This window comes from Pyrococcus sp. ST04 (assembly GCF_000263735.1).
GTDB lineage: Archaea > Methanobacteriota_B > Thermococci > Thermococcales > Thermococcaceae > Pyrococcus.
Genome location: NC_017946.1, coordinates 400,720 through 423,447, shown reverse-complemented (window position 1 = coordinate 423,447; position 22,728 = coordinate 400,720). Strand labels below are relative to the sequence as shown.

Genomic DNA, 22,728 nt, shown 5'->3' with positions numbered 1-22,728 from the left:
TCCCAAACTAAACTTTAAACATGGAAGACGTTGCCTCCCCAGAATCAAGACCCAAAAGAAAAATCCCAATAGCTCTTGTTACTATACGACCAGCTAAGTTATTTGACATAGCATACATCATGAGAATAGAACATCTATCATTCAGGGAGAAATACCCAAGAGGACTGTTCCTCACATTCCTCGAATCAAACCCTGAAACTTTTCTTGTAGCTGAGTATAACGGCCAGGTTATAGGTTACGTTATGGGCTATTTAAAGCCGGATATGGAAGGTCATATAATGAGCATAGCAGTTCATCCAGATTATAGAGGGAATGGAATAGGAAAGGCCCTAATGGTTGCCGTTATAAATAAGCTGTTCAAGAAGGGAGCAAGGTGGATAGGGCTTGAAGTTAGAGTAAGTAATGAGAGAGCAATAAACCTCTACAAAAAGCTTGGCTTTAAAATAGTCAAAAGGATAATAAGCTACTATTCCGACGGAGAAGATGCATATTATATGATATTAAGGCCAGAGGATTGGGAGAGGGTGAAACTTGCATGAAGAAGGTCATAGAATTCTACTTAAGTGGAGACAGAGTTTACAGCGAGAGAGAGAAGGCCATAAATCAGCTTCATAACAACAGAGGTTATGGAGAGGTAAAAGGAAAAAGGCTATTTCTATCCCTAATTGAGGCAGCATACCTTATAGAAAGGGGATGGATTAAAGTTTTAGACAATGGAAGAGAACTCACCTTTGATGAAGTGTTTTCCCTAGGAAAGAAAAGGGATGAAGACTTTGATATCAAGTTTCTCGTCTACAAGGATCTTAGGGATAGGGGATATATTGTCAAATCTGGCCTTAAGTTTGGATCGCATTTTAGGGTTTATAGAAAAGGAGCTGAGCATTCAGACTGGTTAATTTGGGTTCTCAGGGAAAACCAAAAACTTTCACCAAACGACATTACGGCAAGGGCAAGAGTTGCTCACGGAGTTAGGAAGAGCATGATAATGGCAATCGTTGATGAGGACAATGATATAGTATATTACAAAATTGAATGGACGAAGTTTTAATCTCTCCTAAAGGCTGACCTCCTCCCCGCCCTAAAGGGCAAGGCTTCCACCCCGCAAAGGAGGGAAGATCCTTGAAGTTAAAGGTGTTCATGGTATCACTCCTTATTATCCTGGGTCTTATCTTCATTCATACCCTCCAACCCTACTTAACTGAAGAGGAGAACCATCGACTTCAACCACATCAGATAATCGGGTATGCGTACTTGACCACGGAGGAGTTCCTAAGGCTAGAAGTTCACTGGTGCTTAGAGAATGAAGAGAGTGTTGAAATAAAATTTCAAAACATCAAAGAAATAGCAAAGCCTACAGACATGGATATAAAAGCTGGCGAATTGGAGAAGAGTATAATAATAAAGCCCACCGGAGAGGTACAAGGGAATATCCTTGCAGTCTCAAATGCATCGAAAGCTTCAACAAAAGTCGACATTAAAGTTGAATTTGGAAGTAGCTATCCAGTTATTTTCACAAACAACGTAACAACATCAATAACCCTCTATGTTGATGAACCATACCTAATTCCATACACAGCCGAAATTATCAATCCAACCAACAAAACAATCAAAATTAAAGATGTTGTTTTTCCAATAAAAGGCGTAAAGATACTTGCTTTTGGATTTTGGAATGAAAGTATTTTTAGTGTTCCTGCAGAACCAAGAGATCTTCCAAAAACAATGCCTCCAAAAAGCAAGAGGATACTTGTAATATATGTCCTAATAGAAAAGGAGGTATCTGGATTGGTGTTTAAGCCTAAGGTAGTTCTTGAGGTTAATGGAAAGGAATATGCACTTTCAATACCTGAGATGATGTTTAAAAGAATAATTTGTAAGAAAGAAGGATAGTCACTTCAAAAATCCGGTCTTCTTTCCAAGATCCTCAAAGGCATCTATAACAAGCTTAAGATCTTCCTTTGTGTGTGCGGCAGAGGGTTCGAGCCTTATTCTTGCCGTGCCAAGTGGAACCGTTGGATACACAATTGCCTGTGCGAATATGTTGTACTCTTCAAACAGTCTCCTTGAGAACTCCTGGGCAAGCTTCTCATCATAAAGCATAACAGGAGTTATTGGATGCTTGGTGTTTCCAAGATCATAGCCAAGATCACGTAATCCTTTCTGTAAGTAGTGAGTGTTGTCCCAAAGCTTCTTAACGAGATCATCACTTTTCTGGAGGATTTCAACAGCGGCTATCGCGGCAGCAACGTCTGGTGGGTTCATTGCACTTGAGAACAGGAACGGCCTAGCCCTCTGCTTTAAGTACTCAATGGCTTCTTCGGGGCCGGCAACATACCCTCCTATTACTCCAAAGGCCTTACTGAGGGTTCCCATTTCGAAGTCAACTTTGTCGTGGAGGTTGAAGTGGTCAACTATTCCCCTTCCATGATCCCCCAGTACTCCTTCCCCATGTGCGTCATCAACATAAACTATTGCATCATACTGCTCGGCAAGCTCAACTATTTCTGGGAGTGGAGCAAGGTCACCATCCATTGAAAAGACACCATCGGTAACTATTATCTTCTTCTTTTTGTCCTTGTTTTCTTCTAACTTCTTCTTCAGATCATCCATGTCAAGGTGCTTGTAGATTACCTTTGGTGCTCCACTAAGCCTCATTCCATCAATTATGCTTGCGTGATTCAACTCCTCACTAAGGAATACACCATCCTCACCTTTCCTTAGGAGGGCACTTATTGCTCCAAGATTAGCATTGTAACCGCTTTGGAAGAGTATCGCGGCTTCTCTCTTCTTGAACTTCGCAAGCTTCTCCTCGAGTTCAACGTGGAGATCCATTGTTCCAGCTATCGTTCTAACAGCCCCAGCACCTACTCCATAATCCAGAATGGCCCTTATTGCTGCCTCCTTAATCTTTGGATGTGCGGCTAAGCCGAGATAATTGTTTGAACACATGTTCAAAACTTTCTTCCCGTTGACAATTATCCATGGCCCCTGAGCGCTCTGTACGACTCTAATAGTCACATAAAGGCCTTTCTTCTTAAGTTCTTCAAGTTCCTCTTTTATCCAGTCAAGCTTTCCCATAAGAACCACCAGCCAATATTTTATATTTCATGCATATAAAAGTTTTCGGACATATTACAATATTCAGAAGATTTTTATTTAGATTTGGGTAAGGGCAACGGGAGATTAAGATGATAGAGAGGGTTAAGGGAACTCGAGACTTCCTACCCGAAGATATGGTAAAGAGAAGATGGGTATTTGAGAGAATAAGGCAGGTTTTTGAGAGGTACAATTTTAAAGAAATTCTAACTCCAGTGATGGAATACACAAAGCTTTTCGAGCTTAGAAGTGGTGAGGAAGTAGTTAAGCAACTTTACGCATTTAAGGATAAAGGAGGAAGAGACGTTTCTCTAAGACCGGACATGACCTCAAGCGTTGCGAGATTATATGTTAACTCATTTCAGAACGCCCCAAAGCCAATAAAATGGTACTACATAGCAAACATGTTCCGATATGAAGAGCCCCAGAGCGGAAGGTACAGAGAGTTCTGGCAGGCGGGAGTAGAACTGATAGGGAGTGAAAAAATAGAGGCAGATGCAGAGGTGATAAGCTTATTCGTTGAAAGCTATCTCTCTACTGGGCTTAGAGATTTCACAGTCAACATAGGAGATAGGATACTTTTAGACGAATTCGCCAAGATGCTTGGAGTTAAAGACGATATAGGATTAATGAGAATAATAGATAAGAAAGACAAGCTGACGAGGGAAGAGTTCGTAGAAGAGCTCAAAAAGTTTGGCCTTGATGAAGCAAAAATCGAGAAAGTTCTAAGCCTTATAGAAATAAAGGGCAAGGCCAGTGAAGTTCTACCAAAAGCTGAAGAGCTATTTACAAGTGAAGAAGCTAAGAAAGAAATCAAAAAACTATATTCCCTTATAGACCTGCTTGATGCCTATGGAGTGTCTAAATGGATCAGAATAGATCTTGGTATAGCGAGGGGCTTTGACTACTACACCAGTATAGTCTTTGAAGCAATTGCTCCCAATGAACTGGGGATAGGCTCCATAGGGGGAGGAGGAAGGTATGACAATCTTATAGAGGTCTTTGGAGGAAAACCAACCCCCGCCACAGGTTTTGCAATTGGAATTGAAAGGCTAATCCCAATTCTCGAGTGGAAGGGGTTAATACCGCAACCTAGACTGAGTCCAGATGTTTACGTTGTTCCCGTAGGGGGAGTAAACAAAGAGGCAATAATGATAGCAGCTTCCCTCAGAAAGAGTGGCATAAAGACAGAAGTAGAGCTAATGGGAAGAAAGTTGAGAAAAGCATTGGACTATGCAAACAGAATTGGGGTAAGACTTACAATAATAGTTGGAAAAAAGGATCTCGAGAAGGGCGTTGTCACGGTCAGAGACATGGAAAGCGGTGAACAAAAGGAAATCAGCTTAGAGAAAGTGAGTGAGGAAATTAAAAACCTTTTAAAGTCCTAACACCATATTTTTAATGGAATGATGAGCGCCATCCGATACTGAAAGGGGATGACCGGATTCCTGGCTGACCTTAATTTTTTTCTAAACACTTTTCGAGAGTTTCAAGGAGCTCTTCTTCTGATTTGAACTTCATCACTATTGACAATAGCTTTTTTGCTATTTCATTCCTCTTCAACGCCATCTGTATCTTTTCCCTGATTTCTTTTGCTTCCTCACTATCATCGTTCTCAACTTCTTTCAGAGCTTTGAGAAGGTTTTCTCTAGTCTCCTCTATATCTCTCAGTATATTTTCATAGAACGCAGAGCTTCTCCACTCTCCGAAGTTTTTCGTTGCAATGAAGTAGGCTTTCCTATCACCCGGCTTCTTAATCCTCTGAACAAGCCCAACTCCCTCCAGAACTTTCATGGCAGAACTAACGTGTGAGAGAGAATAACCCGTTATTGAAGAGATTTCACTCAAGCTTAAGGGTTCTTTAGCTAAAAACAAGGCACCATAAATGTAACCTATGAGCTCGCTCTGACCCAATCTCCTCGCCGTGTTTGCAAATGTCTCCATTATTATCTTCTTTGCCTCTTCAATGCCCATAAATGACCACCATAATGTTTTTAAATTTTGGAAATTATAAAACTTTCGGAAATTTCCGAAAGTTCGGTGAGTACCAATGCTAAGGAAAGTGGCTAAGGTAATAGTAGTGTATAGGCACTCACTGGCTGTAATCACCCTATTCCTCCTGATACTCTCAGCTTATGGGTTAACTCAGCTTAGATTTGAAAGTGATCTATCAAAGCAGCTACCAAGCGATTTAGAAGCTGTTAAAAGCTATTTCACACTGCAGAACGAATTTGGAGCAGGAGGTTCAGCTCTCATATACGTAAAGATAAAATCAACCGAAGAGGTTTCCGACATAAGGGATCCTAGGGTAATACAGGCAATGTACAACCTTGAACAGAGACTGAAGCAAAGAGAATACGTGACGAGTACTTTTAGCATTGCAGACCTGTGTGTTCAAATTCTCGGAAGGCCACCAAAGAACAAAGAAGAAGTTGAATTTGTCCTAAATTTCCTTCCTCCAGAGGCAAGGAATGGTCTCATAAGCAGAGACTATTCATCGACGATAATAATAGTCAATCTAAACAGGGAAAGAAACCAGAAAGCTCTCGTCAGAGTATACAGAGATATAGAGAGTGACATAAAAAGAGCTGACTTTCCCGAGGGCGTTGAAGCAGTCTTGACTGGAGACCTGGGAATAACGTACAGGATTCTAGAAATGTTACAAAACGATATGAACAGAACGATGATGGTCGCCGGAGTGATAGTAATTTTGATTCTCCTTTACTTCTACAAGTCTCCAATTAGGATGCTAGTTCCTCTAATCCCGCTCATATTTGGCGTAGTCATGACTTTAGGGTTTATGGGACTACTCGGAATTCCATTAGATATAGCCACGAGCACTATTGGAGCAATGATCATAGGAATGGGAATAGACTATGGAGTTCACGTCACGAATAGATACTATGAAGAGAGGTCCAAGGGCAGGCCACCGGAGATAGCAGCAGAAGAGGCTATCGCAGAGACAGGAAAAGCCCTCTTGGGAGCAGCACTAACAACTATTGCAGGATTCCTAGCGTTGTCAATCTCGATACTACCATCCCTAAAGAGGCTAAGTGTAACCCTAGTTATGGGGCTCGGACTAACGGCACTGAATGCTGTGATAGTAACCCCCGCACTTGCGATACTCGAAGAAGACTTCAGGAGAATTGTCTTGAAGAAAAGTGAAATAATTTCAATTGGTGGAGGTGAAAGTAAGATATCAGGGCTGTTTAGAATATGGGGAGCCTGGATTAAAAAGTTACCCTGGATAGCACTTCTAATAGCCCTAATAATCTCAGGAATCTCTTTTTATGGACTTACAAAGGTTACAACAGAAGTCAGGCTTGAGAAAATGATACCTATGGATCTTCCCGAAATAAAGGCACTCATGGATATAAGATCAGAATTTGGAGGGCAGGATGAGGTGTACGTTCTTATAAAGGCCGAGGACGTAAGGGATCCCACGCTTGTTAGGTCAATTCTTAGGTTTGAACGGGAAGTAAAGGCTGATTCTTATATAAACAATGTCTTTGAAGCCGAAAGCATTGCCGATGAAGTTCTAAAGAAATACGGCTACATACCCCAGGATAAAGAGAAGATAGCAGAGGCGCTCAAGGATTCTTCTCTTATTTCTAGTGATTACTCAATGACGATAATAAAGTTCAAAGGTAATTTTATGGGGGTAACACAGAGCGAGTTCAACAAAATCATGGAATATTTTGAAGAAGAGATAAAAATGGCTAGTTTTCCCCCTGGCACTAAGGTAGAACTAGCTGGAGATGCCTACCTTAATTACGTTCTAAACAATCTCGTTAATGAGGAACTGGGAAAAATATCAACAATAGGAACGATGATAGTAGTTCTCGTTGTATTCCTCATATTCAGAAGGCCAACTGTATCAATTGCAATGATAATGCCTATGTTTCTCGGTGCTCTGTGGACAATCGGCTACATGGGCTTAGCTGGAATTCCATTTTCCCAAACGCTAGCCGGAGTAGTTTCCATGATAGTGGGTCTAGGTGTTGACTATGGGATGCACATAACACACAGATTCTTAGAAGAGCTAAGAGAGGGAAACAAAACGCCAATAATTGCAGCGATGGGAAGTGTAGGACCAGGAATACTTGTCGGAGCACTAACGACAGCGGGAGGATTTTTAGCTCTTTTAACAGCCCAGCTTACAGCAATTCATGACTTTGGAAGAGTTCTTGCTGTCGGAATATTCGCCTCAATGTTTTCCGCTTATCTCGTAACCCCTGCAATCCTCCAGCTTGAATTTGGAAGAAAGATTAAGGGGGTGAGGAAATGAAAAGGCTAATTATCACATTTATTATCTTGACAGTTATCCTAGCTCCTCTAGCTTCATTCGTGACCGCTCAAGGTCAGGGAGAAGGACCGGAGTTACTATACGAGGGATACCTTAACAAAGGGGACTATCTCCTAATAGGCCCACTAACTCTGATTATTAAGGATGTCGTTTACGACATAAACGACGGGGAGTGGAAGGTTCTATTTATCGTCTTAGATGAAAAGCTAAATCCCATAGGCCCAAACCTCACGTTAATCTATGTTCCAGACGAGGAAAAAGTTAGAGAGCTACTCTCAAATCAAACATTCCTAAGGGCGATGGCAGAAACTCTCGGATATAATCCGGATGATCCAGCCCAATACGCTGAGTTCCTCAGGTGGCTTTCAACTGCATCCCAAATGGAGGTTTGGAATGCTATTGTAAAGACAATAGAAGAGCATCCAGAACTTGGAATTAAGCTTGAAGACATAGCAAAACCCTACTATGTACCAAATGCACAGCCAGTAGGCGTAAATGAAACTGTAAAAATTAAGTATAAAGGGGAAACATTGTACATAACTCCTTTATTTGTCTATCCCAATGGAGCGAAGATCAGCATAAGTGGACCAATTACATGGAGAGTCTCAATGGTTCAGGGTTTACTACTTTCAAAAATTGATGTTGACGGCCCTGTAAGGCCCGGCCAAATTTTTGAGGTGAAGGTTCACTTGAAGAATATAGGGTCGAGAAAAGTTAGATTCGTCACGGTGATACTCTCCCCAACCCCGGTAATTCCAGAAACCACAAGCAAAGAAGAAAGTGCCGCCTCGATAATACCTCAGACACTCTCTCAAACTGGAATCGCCCAAAGTAGCCTATACCCTGTCTCAACGACAATGAAGTACGTTGACTTTATAGAGCCGGGAGAAGATAAAGTTATAACATTCCTTTATAAGGCCAACGAGAACGCTAGGCCAGGAGATTATCCGCTGTACTTGACAGTAATATACTTTGCATACACTACTGGAGAAAATCTCAATCAAAGAGTCCTCTACGATTCTAGTGTAGTGACAATATCCAGGGATTACGAAGCAACATTCACTATCTCAAAACAGGAAATTCCAAAAATAGTTCATCCTGGAGAAGATTTCACCGTCACAGTTACCCTCGTTAATAGCGGTATAGACACGGCTAAGGACATAAGAGGACAGATCATACTTGAAGATATAAAGGGGAGACCGTTTTCCCCTAAGTCCCCAAGTTCCTTTTACGTTAAGTTTGTTGAACCGGGTATGAACATAACGAGAACCTTCCTCCTTCACGTGGATGAGAGTGCAAAAACCGGAACTTATGTGTTTAAGCTTAGGTTAACTTATTACTCTGGAAATAGTCTCCAACAGGTAACGCAAGAGTTTACATTTTCAACAACTGTGATTAGGAGAAGGGCAGCATTCATAGAAATAGAGAACGTAACTCTAAAGCCAGAGAAAATAGAACCCGGAAGTTCATTCAACATGACCCTAGTCCTGAAGAATGTTGGTGAAGGATATGCAAAGGGCCTTCAAGTAAAAATAATTCCAACGGAAGTTCTAATCCAGAGAGAAATTAAAAAAGTCGACCTGTCACAGCTCGCTACACTCCCACTTCCTCAAAGCGAGAAATTATCTGAGAACTTGCAACTAGCAATAAATCAGCTCATGCAGGGGCTGGCCGTAGAAAGAGCACTTTCTTTCCTACCAATAGGGGAGGACAACGTTAGGTACGATGGGATAATACTTCCAAATCAAACAATCAAGATAACATTCCAACTTAAGGCAAACAACAGGCTGGAAAATAATGTTTACCCTCTTAAGATACAGCTCACTTACCTGTCCTCCCCCAATGATGAAGCATTTTCAGATGAGAGAATAGTCGGAATAGAGGTTACTGGAACGGAGATGCTTGTTATAAGCAAAGTTTCTACATCCCCCTCAAGAATTCTCCCAGGCACATCAAACGTCGAGGTATCGTTTTCCGTTGAAAATGTTGGGAGTGGTGAAGCAAGATACATCTTGCTCAAACCACTCCCGAGCTACCCACTAAAGTTGAGTGAAACTAGTGATCAAATAATAAATATTGGAACTCTGAGACAGGGAGACTCTGCCCAGGCCTCATTTAAGGTTGATGTAGATAAGAATGCAAAACCAGGAAGATACAATATCCCAATAGAGGTAACATATAAGGATCCAAGTGGAAGATTCAAGAAAATAAAACTCGACATTCCTATAATAATTGCAGAAAAACCAAATATAATTGTTGTCAATGTTACATACAAGCCCAAGCCCCTTCAAGGAAAAGACGTCGACATTTATATAACGCTCAAAAACATTGGTGGAGAAAAAGCCGAGAGTGCTGTGGTTGAAGGAGTTGTTAGATCGTCCCAACCCTTCACAGTCGTTAAGAGGACTGACTATGTTGGAACACTTGAGCCGAACCAAACTGGCCAAGGTGTTATAACACTAACAGTAGACAAAGACGCCATTCCGAAGACCTACAACATCCTGATAAGGATCAGGGCAGTCGGGGACAGGGATAAAGGAGATGATAACGTGTATATCTTTGAGCATACAATAAAGATCCCAGTGTATGAAAACGTTGAAGAAAAAGAGAAGCTGAAGAAGATGGCTATTGGAGCTGGAGTTTTAGCGATATTAATAACCCTACTAATATACTTTAGGAGGAGAAGCTAGTCTTTTTCTTCCCAGCTTTTTACTTTTTCCCTTAACTTTATACCGACCAGAACGCTAATTGCGAGATCTATAGCCACTATGAAAATCCCCAGAAATATATCTCCTGGAGTCTTTTTTATTAATGGATTTGAGTACTTTGTTATCATGTCTATAACTTTCCAGAACGCTGGGAGCATTATAATTCCGGTAATATAATACCAGATATGCGTATTACGACGCAGGTATTCCTGAATCGTCTTGCTGAGAAGTATTATTGCAATTCCTAAGATGGCATAAGGATTAACAGCATTCAGGTATATCAACACCGCTATGAGGTCACTGCTTGGAATGCCACCTATCATCTCCTGAGAGATACTTTCAAGAGTTAAGTAGACGTTAATTGCACCTCCAAGGATAACTATTAGTCCCGTGATAAGGCCAATAAAGGTGATGAATCCCCTGCTTATCAGCTCTAACGGTCTTATCTTAACCCCCTTTATGAAGAAGTAACCGCCAACTATCAGCATAACAATCCCACTTACCGTTGAGGAAACTATCTGAGCACTTGGAGGATACTTGATGGAGACCAGCTTAGCGATGCCATACAGGAGAACTATCAATCCCGGTATACCTAAAACAACTTTAGACACTTCAGGATCGTTTAGAAGCTCCTTCATGTACCTCACAATGATGTACCACGTAGTTTCTATCCCTGGGCTTTGCTTAACAACTACTCTCCGAGTGCTGATTATCGGAACTTTTGAGGTTATTATTGGAAATATCTGCTCGTCCTCAGCACCATCAGTTACGGGGATTACACCATCAGCGGGGAACTGTTTAAGGACTTCTTCAAGCTGTCTGCTGAGTTCCATATCACTCTTTACTCCAACGTTATGATGCCCTGTTATCAGGGCAACCTCAACGTCCTCAAACTCACCACTTTCCTTTAGTTCATCGTAAAGTTTTATCGCCGCATAGAGCGTATTTGCGTCGCTATCTTCTGGATCAGCCAAACTAAGCTTTATAGCGGCATCCAAACATTTATCTCTCCCAATAACAGGCCCTTTAACCCCAGCCTTGACACCAAAGTCATCGTCTCTATCAATTGCCAGCACAAGAACTTTCATCTCTCACACCTTATTGTGAGGAAAGCTTCTCCATCACAGATTTAACTTTGTCTTCCATGTGCCTCTCTTTGTCCCTCCTTTCGTCGATCTTTATATACGTGACAACCCTCTTAATTCCCAGCTCGAACATTAATTCATGGGCCTCTCTAATTACTTCTAGTCCCTCTTTTAGATTATCAACCTCGATTATTGTTCCCATCGGAGTTAACTGATATTTGACGCCTTTTTCTTCTAGTAACTTTATTGCCCTAGCTATGTACTTACTAACGCTCACTTCTCCCAAGGGAATCAGGGAAAACTCTATTATTACACCCATTTTTTCATCCCAAAAGACTTTACCACGAGTTGATTTAAAAATTGTGCTCCAACATCTTTAAATTTTAGACAGCCCTAATTTCGACAGAGGTGGTGAAATGTTCAAAATTGACAGGCTGAGATTCGGCACGGCTGGGATTCCTCTTTCAACCCCAAAACCCTCCACGATAAACGGTATTGAGAGAGTGAGAGAGTTAGGATTGGATGCTATGGAGCTAGAATTCGTGAGAGGAATTAACGTGAAGCCCGAACTTGCGAAGAAAATAAAGCACGTTGCAAAAAAGAATGACGTGGTACTAACAGCTCATGCCCCTTATTATATAAATCTAAATGCCAGGGAGAGAGAAAAGATTGAGGCAAGCAAAAGGAGGATAATTCAGAGTGCAGAAAGACTTTACGAGGCCGGAGGATGGAGTCTAGTTTTTCACGCTGGTTACTACCTAAAACAACCTCCCGAGAAAGTATATCAAACTATAAAATCCGCCTTGGAAGATATAGTTGAGGAACTAAAGAGTAGGGGAATAAAAGTCTGGATCAGGCCAGAACTTACCGGAAAACCTACTCAGTTTGGGGATCTGAGGGAGCTCATCTCATTAAGCCAGGAACTCGACATGGTTCTTCCAGCAATAGACTTTGCACATGCGCATGCTAGGAATAAGGGGAAATGCAATTCAGAAGAAGAATGGAGGGAAATGCTGACCTTAATAGAGAACGAGCTAGGTAAGGAAGCACTTAAGAATATGCACATTCACATAAGCGGGATAGAGTATTCAGACAAAGGTGAGAAAAGACATCTTAACCTTCAAGAGAGCGATCTTAAATGGGAGGATTTATTGAAAATCTTAAAAGAATTTGGAGTTAAAGGGGTTGTTATAAGTGAAAGCCCAAACATAGAGGGAGATGCAATTTTAATGAAGAAAAAGTGGGAAGAGCTAAAAATTTAAAAGCATTAACTATCCACCACCCCACGATATTTCTGTTGGAGAAAATCCAAGCAGGGGGGAGTGTGAATGAACCCATTCCATGACCTTGAACCCGGACCCAACGTTCCAGAGGTAGTTTATGCCCTAATAGAGATACCAAAAGGCAGCAGAAACAAATATGAGCTCGATAAGAAGACCGGGCTCCTAAAGCTCGATAGAGTTCTCTACAGCCCCTTCTTCTACCCAGTAGACTACGGAATAATCCCAAGAACATGGTATGACGATGACGACCCATTTGACATAATGGTAATAATGAGAGAACCAACTTATCCACTAACCATAATAGAGGCAAGACCTATAGGCCTCTTCAAGATGATTGACAGCGGAGACAAGGATTACAAAGTTCTTGCAGTCCCAGTAGAGGATCCATACTTCAAGGATTGGAAAGACATAGACGATGTTCCAAAGGCCTTCCTAGATGAGATAGCACACTTCTTCAAGAGATACAAGGAGCTTCAAGGTAAGGAGATCATCGTTGAGGGATGGGAAGGAGCAGAGGCAGCAAAGAGAGAAATTCTTAGGGCCATTGAGATGTATAAGGAGAAATTCGGAAAGAAGGAGTGAGTTTCTTTATCTAAAACTTTTTTCTCGAGGAGGAGGAAGTTATGTATAAAATAGTCACGGTAAAGGACGTTGTTAGGATTCCTCCTAGAATGTTCACAATGGATCCTAAAGAGGCCGCGATGATAGTGCTCAGGGAGGCTTATGAAGGAACTTATGATAGAGATGAAGGTGTAATATTATCAATAGTCGAAGTTAAGGAAGTCGGAGACGGAATAATAGTCCCAGGAGATGGGGCAACGTACCATGAAGTAGTATTTGATGTTTTGGTATGGGAACCAAAGCTCCACGAAGTCGTTGAAGGAACTGTCGTTGACGTTGTTCCCTTTGGAGCTTTCATCAGGATAGGCCCAATGGATGGCCTAGTACACATCAGCCAGCTTATGGATGACTACGTAGTTTATGACGAAAGGAACAAACAGTTTGTCGGCAAAGAGAAGAAGTACCTTCTCAAACTTGGTGATCCAGTAAGGGCCAGAATCATCGCAATTAGTCCGAAAAGCAGGATTATTAGGGAGAATAGGATAGGATTAACAATGAGACAACCTGGCCTTGGAAAGTTTGAATGGATAGAGAAAGAAAAGAGAAAGGAGAAGGAGGGTAAGAAGTGAGTGAAAAAGCCTGTAGGAACTGTCATTATATAACGACAGAAGACGTGTGCCCGGTTTGTGGAAGTAGAGATCTAAGTGAGGAGTGGTTTGATTTAGTTATAATTATTGACGTTGAGAACAGCGAGATAGCAAAGAGGATTGGAGCAAAAGTTCCAGGAAAATATGCGATAAGGGTGCGCTGATGAGAGTCATTTTCAAACTTCCACTCTCCTTAAGGCATGAGCTGAAGAAGCCAATGGGTAAACTGATAAGGGGAGAGATACCAAGACCGTATTTAGAAATTAGGGACAAAGTTTCAAATCCCCTAATAACTGTTGGTGATGTTGTTACTGAAAATATTTTGAAAGTTGGTTTAACTCCAAATTTAGCAATTTACGATCACAAAACTGAGAGAAGGGAGTACCGCCCAGATATTAAGACAAATGCAATAATGTTAACCGTTAAAAATCCCCCTGGAATGATAACACTCTCCCTCCTTAAGGCAATAAAAAAGGCCTATCTATTAGTTAATCGAGGTAAAAATGTTCACATAATTATAAATGGAGAGGAAGATTTGGCAACAATTCCAGCTGTCCTCTATGCCCCCTACAATTCATATGTTATTTATGGCCAGCCCCGGGAAGGCATAGTGCTTATAAAGGTAACTCATGAATGCAAACGCAGGTGCGCTGAGATAATGAGAAAGATGGAGGTGGTGAGGAATGGAGATTAGAATAACGGAGGTTAAGGAGAACAAGCTAATAGGAAGGAAGGAGATATACTTTGAGATATACCACCCAGGAGAACCAACGCCAAGTAGAAAGGACGTCAAGGGCAAGCTCGTTGCAATGCTCGACTTAAACCCAGAAACTACAGTTATTCAGTATATAAGGAGCTACTTCGGAAGCTACATTTCAAAGGGATACGCAAAGTACTATTATGATAAAGAGAGAATGCTCTACATCGAGCCAGAGTACATCTTGATTAGAGATGGAATAATAGAAAAGAAGGAGGAGGGTGAGTGAAATGGGTCAGAAGTGGAAGCTCTACATCGTTAAGGATGGCAAGGTTATAAGAAAGAACAAGTTCTGTCCAAGATGCGGGCCGGGAGTATTCATGGCCGACCATGGAGATAGGTGGGCTTGTGGTAAGTGTGGCTATACAGAGTGGAAGAAGTGAAGGTGGCCCCATTGGGCCTCTTTTCAAACATTATTCTGAGAAAGTTCCGAAACATAGCCCCGAGATATGAAGAAATTGTTAGGGCATATAAGGAATTCCTTCTTACGGAAGAAGAGTTTACGATACCCAAAATTGAAGAAATAATACTCCCCCTTGATAGATATTCAGAAAAACCTACCGAAACTGTTCTTGATTATGTCTCCGCATATCCAGGTTCCCATATACTAATCTTGTATGTAATAGATGGCGAAGTATGCAGGCTTATTAGAGAGACGATTGGAGAAGAAGAAGCAGAACTGTTCAGAAAAAAAGAACTCGAAAAAGGAGAAAAAGCTCTAGCTGAAGCTAAGAATCTTATATCTTCTCTCAATATGGAATTTTCCATCGAGCTAAAGCTGAAAACTGGAAATAAAGCTGAAATAGTTGAGAATATTGCAGATAATTTTGATTTAATAATAATATCAAAACATTATGGTGCTGAAACAACAAAGACGCATCCTGTTAGTCCAATAGTACTTAGAGTGCTCCAGAATGTTAAAATTCCAGTCTTGCTATACTAGGGGGTCCAACTTATGGAAATCTCAGAAATCATTGCACTCAGCGTATTCATAGCTGTATATGCAGCAATAATAAGCGAAAAAATTCACAGAACAGTAGCAGCCATGTTTGGGGCTTCGATAGTCCTACTCCTCGGAATAGTTCCGTGGGAAAAGGTTTCTCATTACCTAGACCTTAACACGATCTTGCTCCTCGCTGGGATGATGGTTGTTGTAAACGTTAGCAGAGAGAGCGGACTTTTTGAGTATATAGCAATAAAAACAGCGAAGCTATCTAAAGGAGATCCCATGAAAGTTCTTCTCTTCTTTTCCATTGTCACAGCCCTCGTAAGTGCATTTCTTGACAACGTCACAACGGTTCTTCTTCTAACTCCAATGCTACTCTACATAACCAGGCAGATGAAAGTTAATCCCGTTCCCTATCTCCTAGCAGAAATCTTTGCCTCGAACATCGGTGGAACGGCGACCCTAATAGGTGATCCACCAAACATAATGATAGGATCAGCAGCAAAGTTGAGCTTCAATGAGTTCATAAAAAATATGACCCCCATAGCCTTCGTTGATCTAATTCTCATGATAGGTCTAGTCTACGTTTTATATAGAAAACAACTGAAAAAAGCAAGGGAAACCGTAAGTCTGGCAATAATGAACCTTAGAGAAGAAGATGCAATAAGGGATAAGAAGCTGTTTAGGAGATCAATAATCGTCATATCCCTCGTCATGCTCTCCTTCTTCCTCCACGATACCCTGGGTGTCGAACCTGCGGTAATTGCACTAGCAGGAGCATCACTTCTCCTCCTATGGAGCGGATACTCCCCAGAAAAGGCTTTAGAAAAAGTCGAGTGGGCGACCCTATTCTTCTTTGGGGGCCTGTTCATAATAGTCGGTTCCTTGGAAGAGACGGGCTTTATTGCTCAAGTTGGAGAGTGGATAGTTAGGCAAATACACAATGAAACCGAGGCAATCCTCTTGATTTCCTGGTTATCAGCACTATTGAGTGCAGTAATAGACAACATTCCATTCACAGCGACCATGATCCCCCTGATAAAAAGCATGGGGTCGACATTAAACACCTACCCCTTGTGGTGGGCATTAAGCTTGGGAGCATGCCTAGGGGGCAATGGAACCGCGATAGGTGCAAGTGCCAACATAGTTGTCCTTGGAATTGCATACAGGGAGGGAATAAGAATAACATTTAAGGACTTCCTAAAAGTCGGGTTTATAGTTATGATGCTAACAGTTGGTGTAGGTTCATTAATTTTGATCCTAAGATATGGGTGAGGAGCTATGAGAATACTAGTACTTGTAGATGGAAGCAAATGGAGCCAAAAAGCAGCTCTTTATGCGTTTTCAGTTGCTAAAAGGAAAAACGCAAAGGTAACATTATTTTCAGTTCTAGATAGAAGAGAAGCAAAGGCCCTAGCATTTCACCTGAGCATGAGAAGTGAGAGTCTCGAGAAAATACAGGAGTTCGAAGAAACAATATGGAAGGACATGAAGAAGAGCGTTAAGGAGGTCATAACAACCTTACTTGAGCTGGGACACAGGGAGGGAATAAACTGCTCGTTTAAAATAGTTGAGGGCCACGCTAAGGATAAAGTGCTTGAAGAGGCAAATTCTGGAAACTACGATATGGTTGTCATGGGAGCATATGGTAAGAGTGGAAAGACAAGAATAGGATCCTTACTGGAGGACGTTGTAGGAAGAATAGTCGTCCCGGTCATGATAGTCCGCTAGCGCATATTCTCAACATAAAGGAACAGGCATTTGAGGTATTCAGTATCCTTGGACGCCATAAGTATGGGGTGGTCTGGAGCTTGGGTTCTGTAAGGTTCTAGCATCTTGAGGAACTTTCCAGCCTTGGCTCCTGCTGCTATTATCATATCTTTAAACATCTGGAGATCCACGTGCTGAGAGCATGAGCACGTAACTAGAATCCCACCATCCTTTACTAAGTTAAGACCAGCGAAGTTTACGTTAAAATATGCCCTCAATCCAGCTTTAAGGTCTTTTTCATGCTGAACGAATGCTGGAGGATCGAGAATGACTATGTCAAACTTCTCTCCCCTCTTTTGTAACTTTTCCATTTCCTCAAATGCACTCCCCACAATAAACTTAACCTTGTCCTCAACGCCATTCAATTTGGCATTTTCTTTCGCGGTCTCTATAGCCCTTGGAGATTTATCAATTGCTATAACTTCTTCAGCCCCAGCAATTGCTGCATGAATTGCAAATCCACCTGTATATGTGAAAACATCCAAAACTCTGTCCCCTGGTTTTACCCATTTTTCTAGGGCAAGTCTGTTTTCTCTCTGATCTAAGAAGAACCCCGTCTTCTGACCTCTCATATCTACAATGAACTTGGCCCTTCCTTCTTGTATTATTGTCCTATATTTTTCCTTCCCTAGAAGAACCCTCTCTATTTCTGGCAATCCTTCTCTTCTTCTGCTCCTTCCAGTATTCTTCTCGAATACAGTTTCAATCTCCGGCTCAACTTCCATTATAGCCTCCGCGACATCCATCTTAAATCTCTCCATGCCCGCACTGGATATCTGTAGAGAAGCTATGTCGTTAAATCTGTCCACTATCAATCCTGGAAGGTAGTCAGCTTCACCGTATACCATTCTATAGACGTTTGTATACCTAAGAACTTTCTTTCTGTAGTCGTTTGCCTTTTTTATCCTTTCCCTAAAAAGATCCTTGTTTATTTCAACGTCCTTATCCTTGGTAACTATCCTCACCATTATGTTAGAGTTTGGATTCGCAAAGCCCTTTCCTAAAAACTTTCCGCCACGTGTGTAAACTTCTACAATGTCACCTGGCTTTACCTCACCTTCAACCCTAACGACACCCTTCTTGAAGACTATCATTGCACCTTTTCCTATGGCTCTCGCAGCTTGGGCATCAACAACTACCCTCGCCATCTCAACCCCCAATGCAGAATAGAAAGGGGGATTTAAAAAGGCTCACCTAACCTCGCATCATCATAGCTCAGCAAGGAGAACGTCGATCATCGCCTCTAAATTTCTTCCTTCACTGTAACAAAGGAAACCATTGTCACAGTCTGGCCAACCCCTTTAATCTCTCTGAGCCTATCTATTACTATCTTACCAATTTCCTCCGCATTAGAGGCTCTAACCTTTAATAGAAGATCCCACTCTCCAGCGATGATGTGTACTTCATAAACTCCCGGGATTTTAGCTATCTGCTCAGCTACTTCCCTTTGAGTCAACCCAGAATCTGGATCATATCTTATCAAGATGAATGCTGTGGTTCCAAGGTTAAGCTTCTTGTAGTTCGGCTTTATAGTGAACTTCTCTATTATCCCCTCTTCAACTAGCCTTTTGATTCTGTAATGGACAGTTGTCCTGGGTATCCCAAGCTTTTTACTTAACGCGGCTATATTTTCCCTCGCATTATTCTTTAGTTCTTCAAGCAATCTCCTATCTACCCTGTCTAAGATTTCAGCCATAATCACCACCTTTCTAGTTATTTGGCGAATGTTCAGTATTTAAGGTTTTCTTTTAACCATCTATGAAATTCTTTTAAAGCTTTTCCCCTGTGAGAGATAGCGTTTTTCTCTTCAGTTGTCATTTCGGCGAAGGTCTTCTCGTAACCATCTGGAACGAATATTGGGTCATAACCAAACCCATGTATTCCCCTCTTCTCAGTGCTTATTCTGCCCCAGACGATTCCCTTAAATATATGGAGTTTCCCATCGTAATAGCCAATTACACTCTTAAAGTAAGCTCTCCTATTTTCCACATCAGAAAGAAGCTTCAATATCCCGTCGAGGCCTATTGTCTTATAAACGTAAGCCGAATACACCCCTGGAAAACCATTAAGAGCTTCTATAAACAGACCAGAATCCTCTATCATAAAAGGCCCATCTAATATTTCAGCAAGCCACTTTGCCCCAAACTCAACTACCTCTTCCAAAGACCCAGCCTGTATCTCCGGATACTCAATAGTCTTTTTGATTACTTCAACGCCTAAAGGTTCTAGGAGGGCCTTAGCTTCTCTGACTTTTCCATCGTTTGATGTGATAAAAAATATTTTCATAGAAGAGCCCTCAGTCTATTTTGTATCCTATTTTCTCGACTAGCTCCCTTCTTTCCTTCTTTTGCTCTTCAGTTTCTATCTTGTTCGCAGCCTTTCCATCCACTACCCCAATGACAGCCCTTCCGAGTTCAGTTTCCGCCACTATTACTTGGAATGGATTTTCACTTGCCCCATACACCATTGCAACTGCTGGGTGGTTCTTGATGGTGTTCAAGACGTTAATTGGATAAGCATTCTTCATTAATATCACAAATACATGCCCAGCTCCAATTTTCACGGCATTCTTAGCCGCTAGTTTTTCCAACTCTGGATCATTCCCCGTGTACCTCGTTAGCTGAGGCTTGGCTTCGTTCATTGCTATCCCAAACTTTATCCCAGGGACGGCCGTTAAAAGTGCCCTCGCTAAGTCGTCGACAGTAAATATCGAGAAGTTCCCTTGTCCTATTATTACCTCAACGCCTTCTGGCTTTTCTATATCAATAACTTCAATCCTCACCATGCCACACCACCATTTGATCTTTAGCAAGGATCCTTCTTTTATTTCTTTTTCCTTCCCCTAGTAGAATTATCGGTTCTAAAGAAACCCAACCATAAGAGTTTTTAGTCGTGGTAACCAATTTTTACTGATGTTATATGCCCTCAATAGATAAAAATGAGGTCGAGTGGTTGGCTGAAATTCTTAACAAGTATCCAAGGGAGAGCTTAAGAAAGATAGCGACTTCCGAGGGTATTGATTACCATAAAATAAAGAGAATATATGACAAGTATTACGGAAAGTATGTTTTTGTTAGTGCAGTATATAATATAGTCAAGTTAGGACTGAAAAGTTACGTCGCATTTCTCAATGTTCCAAAAGTAGAACTAACTACAAAAGCTAAAGAAATGCTAAAAAATCCTTTCATTGCTCATATAACACCGATATTTGGATTCATAAATGGAATACAGGCTATAATGCACATTCCAGTTGATCAAGAAAAGTACATTCCTGAAATGCTCTCAAAGTACTCGGACAACTTCGAATTTTATGAGGTTTGGGGAAGAAAAAGAGAAAACGTTGAGTTTGGGAAATGGGAGTATCCCTATGAATATGCAGTACTTCTTGACATACTGAAAGTCGATGCCAGAACACCGATGAAAGATCTTGAGACAAAACTAGGAAAAAGTCGACCAACAATAAAGTTTATGATAGACAAACTCATTAGAGATGGCGTCATTCTTGGCTTTTATGCATACATTGAAAACATTGAACCAATTTACGACAGGTCATTCATTGGAATAGCCTCCAATGCGAATATAGAAGAACTATTGGAAAGATTTAAAGATATCGAGATAAAGTTGGGAATATTAAAGCCAAAAGGGTATTACATAGAATGGTTCTTCTCTTCAAAAGAAGATCTGGGAAGAAAAGTCCTCGAATTTAGCCCATATGTTGAGAAACTCGCAATAGGCTACTTGGACATGTTCGCGGAATTAAACAATGAGCACATGAAAACGAGATTCTCCAGAATGGTTAGAAAAGATGGAAAGGGATACAAATCAATATTGGAATTCTAGAGCTAAGATGATCTTTTTTCTTTGAGTATCTTGTTGAACTCAGAGTAATCAGTTACGACCTTAACTCCATCGAGCGTTTCAAAGTACACCTTCTTTATCTTAATCTTCTTCGCCTCCGTATACTTCATTTCAGGCGGATCGTACTCACCCGGTTCAACAACTTCATCTTCAATTACATAGGTCTTTAATTCAGGTTCTCCAACATATTTCCAAACCTCATAGAAAACCTCAGGCTCGAGGTGTATCTCACCCTCGAGCTCAATATAATCTGCGCCAATGTCCTCTAAGAACTCCTTGACTACTTCAGAATTCATCTAGAACCACCTCCATATTTATTTTATTCTTGGAGGTTAAATACCTATCGCAAACCAAAAGGTTTAAATTTTTGTTAAACCTTTAAACTCCCATGCTCGGTGGTGGTTTTTGGACTCACTAAATTCCTCTCTTCTGCAATCCTTAAGCTAGCTAAAGCTATTAGGAGGTGTTCTAATGGCAGATGAGTTCAAAGTTACACCCTGGGACGTAGAGGGTATTGTAGATTATGACAAACTGATAGAGCAGTTCGGAACGAGCCCCTTAACTGATGACTTGCTTGAAAGAACAGCAAAGCTGACAAGGAGTGAATTGCCAATCTACTTCAGAAGAAGGTTCTTCTTCTCCCACAGAGACTACGACAAAGTCTTGGATGACTATGAAAGTGGAAGAGGCTTTTTCTTATATACGGGTAGAGGGCCAAGCGGACCAATGCACATAGGACATATAATCCCATTTTTCGCAACCAAGTGGCTACAAGAGAAATTTGATGTAAACCTGTATATTCAAATAACAGATGATGAAAAATTCTTGTTTAAAGAGAAGCTCAGCTTCGAGGATACGAAGTACTGGGCATATCAGAACATACTTGATATAATTGCGGTTGGCTTTGATCCAGACAAAACGTTCATCTTCCAGAATAGTGAGTTCACAAAAATATATGAGATGGCAATTCCAATAGCGAAGAAGATAAACTTCTCTATGGCTAGAGCCGTTTTTGGATTTACAGAGCAGAGCAAAATCGGAATGATATTCTTCCCTGCAATACAAGCAGCCCCAACATTTTTTGAGAAAAAGAGATGTTTAATCCCAGCCGCGATTGACCAAGACCCATACTGGAGACTCCAAAGGGACTTTGCCGAGAGCCTTGGCTATTATAAAACAGCCGCACTTCACTCAAAATTCGTTCCACCCTTAACAGGTCTGGAAGGAAAAATGAGTGCCTCAAAACCAGAGACAGCAATTTACCTGACAGATGATCCAGAAGAAGCTGGAAAGAAAATATGGAAGTTTGCCCTCACAGGAGGTCAACCAACTCTTAAAGAGCAAAGAGAAAAGGGTGGTAACCCAGAAAAATGTGTTGTATTCAAATGGCTTGAAATATTCTTTGAACCCGATGATAAGAAGTTAATGGAGAGATATTATGCTTGTAAAAATGGAGAGTTAACTTGTGGGGAGTGTAAAAGATACCTGATCCAGAAGGTTCAAGAGTTTTTGAAAGAGCACCAAAAGAAGAGAAAGAAAGCAGAAAAGCTAGTAGAGAAGTTCAAATACACAGGAAAACTAGCTCAAGAGCAGTGGAACAAGGCAATTCCAGAACCATTGAAAAAGTAACCCAATTAAAGCTAAACTGTTCCTTCCTATTTTCTTTTCTTTAGAGTTTCATCCCCTTTAAGGTTCTGGTGAGCTTAGATTACTT

General features: G+C 41.1%; 27 protein-coding genes. 18 read left to right on the top strand and 9 right to left on the bottom strand.

What is annotated here, in order from left to right; translation table 11 throughout:
• Positions 1–20 precede the first annotated feature (20 nt).
• The 3 genes from rimI (at position 21) to PY04_RS02175 (ending at position 1,887) form a co-directional block, all read left to right on the top strand.
• The gene (gene rimI / locus PY04_RS02185; protein ID WP_014733547.1) at positions 21–539 is read left to right on the top strand and encodes a ribosomal protein S18-alanine N-acetyltransferase; all 519 of its coding nucleotides are present in this window, start codon (positions 21–23) and stop codon (positions 537–539) included.
• Positions 536–1,048 carry a tRNA-intron lyase gene (gene endA, locus PY04_RS02180; RefSeq protein ID WP_014733546.1) on the top strand — a complete coding sequence of 171 codons (513 nt, stop codon included), beginning with the start codon at positions 536–538 and terminating at the stop codon, positions 1,046–1,048. Before rimI ends, endA begins: the two co-directional genes overlap by 4 nt.
• A gap of 71 nt (positions 1,049–1,119) precedes the next feature.
• Positions 1,120–1,887 (top strand): hypothetical protein, encoded by a 768-nt coding sequence (locus PY04_RS02175; RefSeq protein ID WP_048055905.1) that lies wholly within the window; start codon positions 1,120–1,122, stop codon positions 1,885–1,887.
• On the opposite strand, the gene PY04_RS02170 is transcribed toward PY04_RS02175, so the two are convergent.
• A complete protein-coding gene (locus PY04_RS02170; protein ID WP_014733544.1) occupies positions 1,888–3,075 on the bottom strand; it encodes a glycine C-acetyltransferase in 1,188 nt (395 codons plus the stop codon). It abuts the gene before it with no gap.
• 110 nt (positions 3,076–3,185) lie between these two features.
• Between PY04_RS02170 and hisS the strand changes: the two genes are divergently transcribed.
• Positions 3,186–4,481 carry a histidine--tRNA ligase gene (hisS, locus tag PY04_RS02165; RefSeq protein ID WP_014733543.1) on the top strand — a complete coding sequence of 432 codons (1,296 nt, stop codon included), beginning with the start codon at positions 3,186–3,188 and terminating at the stop codon, positions 4,479–4,481.
• Between the two features lie 70 nt (positions 4,482–4,551).
• On the opposite strand, the gene PY04_RS02160 is transcribed toward hisS, so the two are convergent.
• The gene (locus PY04_RS02160) at positions 4,552–5,067 is read right to left on the bottom strand and encodes a GbsR/MarR family transcriptional regulator (protein WP_014733542.1); all 516 of its coding nucleotides are present in this window, start codon (positions 5,065–5,067) and stop codon (positions 4,552–4,554) included.
• Positions 5,068–5,143: 76 nt separating this feature from the next.
• On the opposite strand from PY04_RS02160, the gene PY04_RS02155 reads away from it, so the two are divergent.
• Together PY04_RS02155 and PY04_RS02150 are read left to right on the top strand one after the other, a co-directional pair.
• Positions 5,144–7,381 carry a hydrophobe/amphiphile efflux-3 (HAE3) family transporter gene (locus PY04_RS02155; protein ID WP_014733541.1) on the top strand — a complete coding sequence of 746 codons (2,238 nt, stop codon included), beginning with the start codon at positions 5,144–5,146 and terminating at the stop codon, positions 7,379–7,381.
• On the top strand, positions 7,378–10,089 hold the full coding sequence (locus tag PY04_RS02150) for a COG1361 S-layer family protein (protein WP_014733540.1): 2,712 nt from the start codon (positions 7,378–7,380) through the stop codon (positions 10,087–10,089). Before PY04_RS02155 ends, PY04_RS02150 begins: the two co-directional genes overlap by 4 nt.
• Here PY04_RS02150 and PY04_RS02145 read toward each other — a convergent pair.
• Positions 10,086–11,195 carry a DUF373 family protein gene (locus PY04_RS02145; protein ID WP_014733539.1) on the bottom strand — a complete coding sequence of 370 codons (1,110 nt, stop codon included), beginning with the start codon at positions 11,193–11,195 and terminating at the stop codon, positions 10,086–10,088. The genes PY04_RS02150 and PY04_RS02145 overlap by 4 nt on opposite strands.
• Before the next feature lie 10 nt (positions 11,196–11,205).
• The gene (locus PY04_RS02140) at positions 11,206–11,511 is read right to left on the bottom strand and encodes an MTH1187 family thiamine-binding protein (protein ID WP_014733538.1); all 306 of its coding nucleotides are present in this window, start codon (positions 11,509–11,511) and stop codon (positions 11,206–11,208) included.
• Positions 11,512–11,608: 97 nt separating this feature from the next.
• Between PY04_RS02140 and PY04_RS02135 the strand changes: the two genes are divergently transcribed.
• The 10 genes from PY04_RS02135 to PY04_RS02090 all read left to right on the top strand — a co-directional run bounded on the left by PY04_RS02135 (position 11,609) and on the right by PY04_RS02090 (position 17,117).
• Positions 11,609–12,454, top strand: coding sequence for a deoxyribonuclease IV (locus tag PY04_RS02135; RefSeq protein ID WP_014733537.1), 846 nt, complete (start codon positions 11,609–11,611; stop codon positions 12,452–12,454).
• A 66-nt stretch (positions 12,455–12,520) separates the two neighbouring features.
• Positions 12,521–13,057, top strand: coding sequence for an inorganic diphosphatase (locus tag PY04_RS02130; protein WP_014733536.1), 537 nt, complete (start codon positions 12,521–12,523; stop codon positions 13,055–13,057).
• A 41-nt stretch (positions 13,058–13,098) separates the two neighbouring features.
• Positions 13,099–13,665, top strand: coding sequence for a DNA-directed RNA polymerase (locus tag PY04_RS02125; protein WP_014733535.1), 567 nt, complete (start codon positions 13,099–13,101; stop codon positions 13,663–13,665).
• Positions 13,662–13,847 carry a transcription elongation factor subunit Spt4 gene (gene spt4, locus PY04_RS02120; RefSeq protein WP_014733534.1) on the top strand — a complete coding sequence of 62 codons (186 nt, stop codon included), beginning with the start codon at positions 13,662–13,664 and terminating at the stop codon, positions 13,845–13,847. The genes PY04_RS02125 and spt4 overlap by 4 nt, the downstream gene beginning before the upstream one ends.
• Complete coding sequence (locus tag PY04_RS02115) at positions 13,847–14,377, top strand: GTP-dependent dephospho-CoA kinase (RefSeq protein WP_014733533.1); 531 nt, start codon at positions 13,847–13,849, stop codon at positions 14,375–14,377. The genes spt4 and PY04_RS02115 overlap by 1 nt, the downstream gene beginning before the upstream one ends.
• The gene (locus PY04_RS02110; protein WP_014733532.1) at positions 14,367–14,669 is read left to right on the top strand and encodes a 30S ribosomal protein S24e; all 303 of its coding nucleotides are present in this window, start codon (positions 14,367–14,369) and stop codon (positions 14,667–14,669) included. Before PY04_RS02115 ends, PY04_RS02110 begins: the two co-directional genes overlap by 11 nt.
• Position 14,670: 1 nt before the next feature.
• The gene (locus PY04_RS02105) at positions 14,671–14,823 is read left to right on the top strand and encodes a 30S ribosomal protein S27ae (RefSeq protein ID WP_014733531.1); all 153 of its coding nucleotides are present in this window, start codon (positions 14,671–14,673) and stop codon (positions 14,821–14,823) included.
• Positions 14,820–15,383, top strand: a complete 564-nt coding sequence (locus PY04_RS02100; RefSeq protein ID WP_237710132.1) for a universal stress protein — start codon at positions 14,820–14,822, stop codon at positions 15,381–15,383. Before PY04_RS02105 ends, PY04_RS02100 begins: the two co-directional genes overlap by 4 nt.
• Positions 15,384–15,395: 12 nt before the next feature.
• Positions 15,396–16,661 (top strand): SLC13 family permease, encoded by a 1,266-nt coding sequence (locus PY04_RS02095; RefSeq protein ID WP_048055904.1) that lies wholly within the window; start codon positions 15,396–15,398, stop codon positions 16,659–16,661.
• Positions 16,662–16,667: 6 nt separating this feature from the next.
• Positions 16,668–17,117, top strand: a complete 450-nt coding sequence (locus tag PY04_RS02090) for a universal stress protein (RefSeq protein WP_014733528.1) — start codon at positions 16,668–16,670, stop codon at positions 17,115–17,117.
• Here PY04_RS02090 and PY04_RS02085 read toward each other — a convergent pair.
• From PY04_RS02085 to PY04_RS02070, 4 genes are all read right to left on the bottom strand, one after another.
• Positions 17,114–18,304 (bottom strand): class I SAM-dependent rRNA methyltransferase, encoded by a 1,191-nt coding sequence (locus PY04_RS02085; protein WP_014733527.1) that lies wholly within the window; start codon positions 18,302–18,304, stop codon positions 17,114–17,116. The genes PY04_RS02090 and PY04_RS02085 overlap by 4 nt on opposite strands.
• A gap of 95 nt (positions 18,305–18,399) precedes the next feature.
• On the bottom strand, positions 18,400–18,852 hold the full coding sequence (locus PY04_RS02080; RefSeq protein WP_014733526.1) for an Lrp/AsnC family transcriptional regulator: 453 nt from the start codon (positions 18,850–18,852) through the stop codon (positions 18,400–18,402).
• A 32-nt stretch (positions 18,853–18,884) separates the two neighbouring features.
• Positions 18,885–19,442, bottom strand: coding sequence for an XTP/dITP diphosphatase (locus PY04_RS02075; protein WP_014733525.1), 558 nt, complete (start codon positions 19,440–19,442; stop codon positions 18,885–18,887).
• A 10-nt stretch (positions 19,443–19,452) separates the two neighbouring features.
• A complete protein-coding gene (locus PY04_RS02070) occupies positions 19,453–19,941 on the bottom strand; it encodes an adenosine-specific kinase (protein ID WP_014733524.1) in 489 nt (162 codons plus the stop codon).
• Between the two features lie 134 nt (positions 19,942–20,075).
• Here PY04_RS02070 and PY04_RS02065 point away from each other — a divergent pair, with 134 nt between their 5' ends.
• A complete protein-coding gene (locus tag PY04_RS02065; protein ID WP_014733523.1) occupies positions 20,076–20,996 on the top strand; it encodes an Lrp/AsnC family transcriptional regulator in 921 nt (306 codons plus the stop codon).
• A gap of 2 nt (positions 20,997–20,998) precedes the next feature.
• On the opposite strand, the gene PY04_RS02060 is transcribed toward PY04_RS02065, so the two are convergent.
• Positions 20,999–21,310 (bottom strand): DUF5748 family protein, encoded by a 312-nt coding sequence (locus PY04_RS02060; RefSeq protein ID WP_014733522.1) that lies wholly within the window; start codon positions 21,308–21,310, stop codon positions 20,999–21,001.
• Positions 21,311–21,485: 175 nt separating this feature from the next.
• Between PY04_RS02060 and PY04_RS02055 the strand changes: the two genes are divergently transcribed.
• Positions 21,486–22,643, top strand: a complete 1,158-nt coding sequence (locus PY04_RS02055; RefSeq protein ID WP_014733521.1) for a tryptophan--tRNA ligase — start codon at positions 21,486–21,488, stop codon at positions 22,641–22,643.
• Positions 22,644–22,728: the final 85 nt, after the last annotated feature.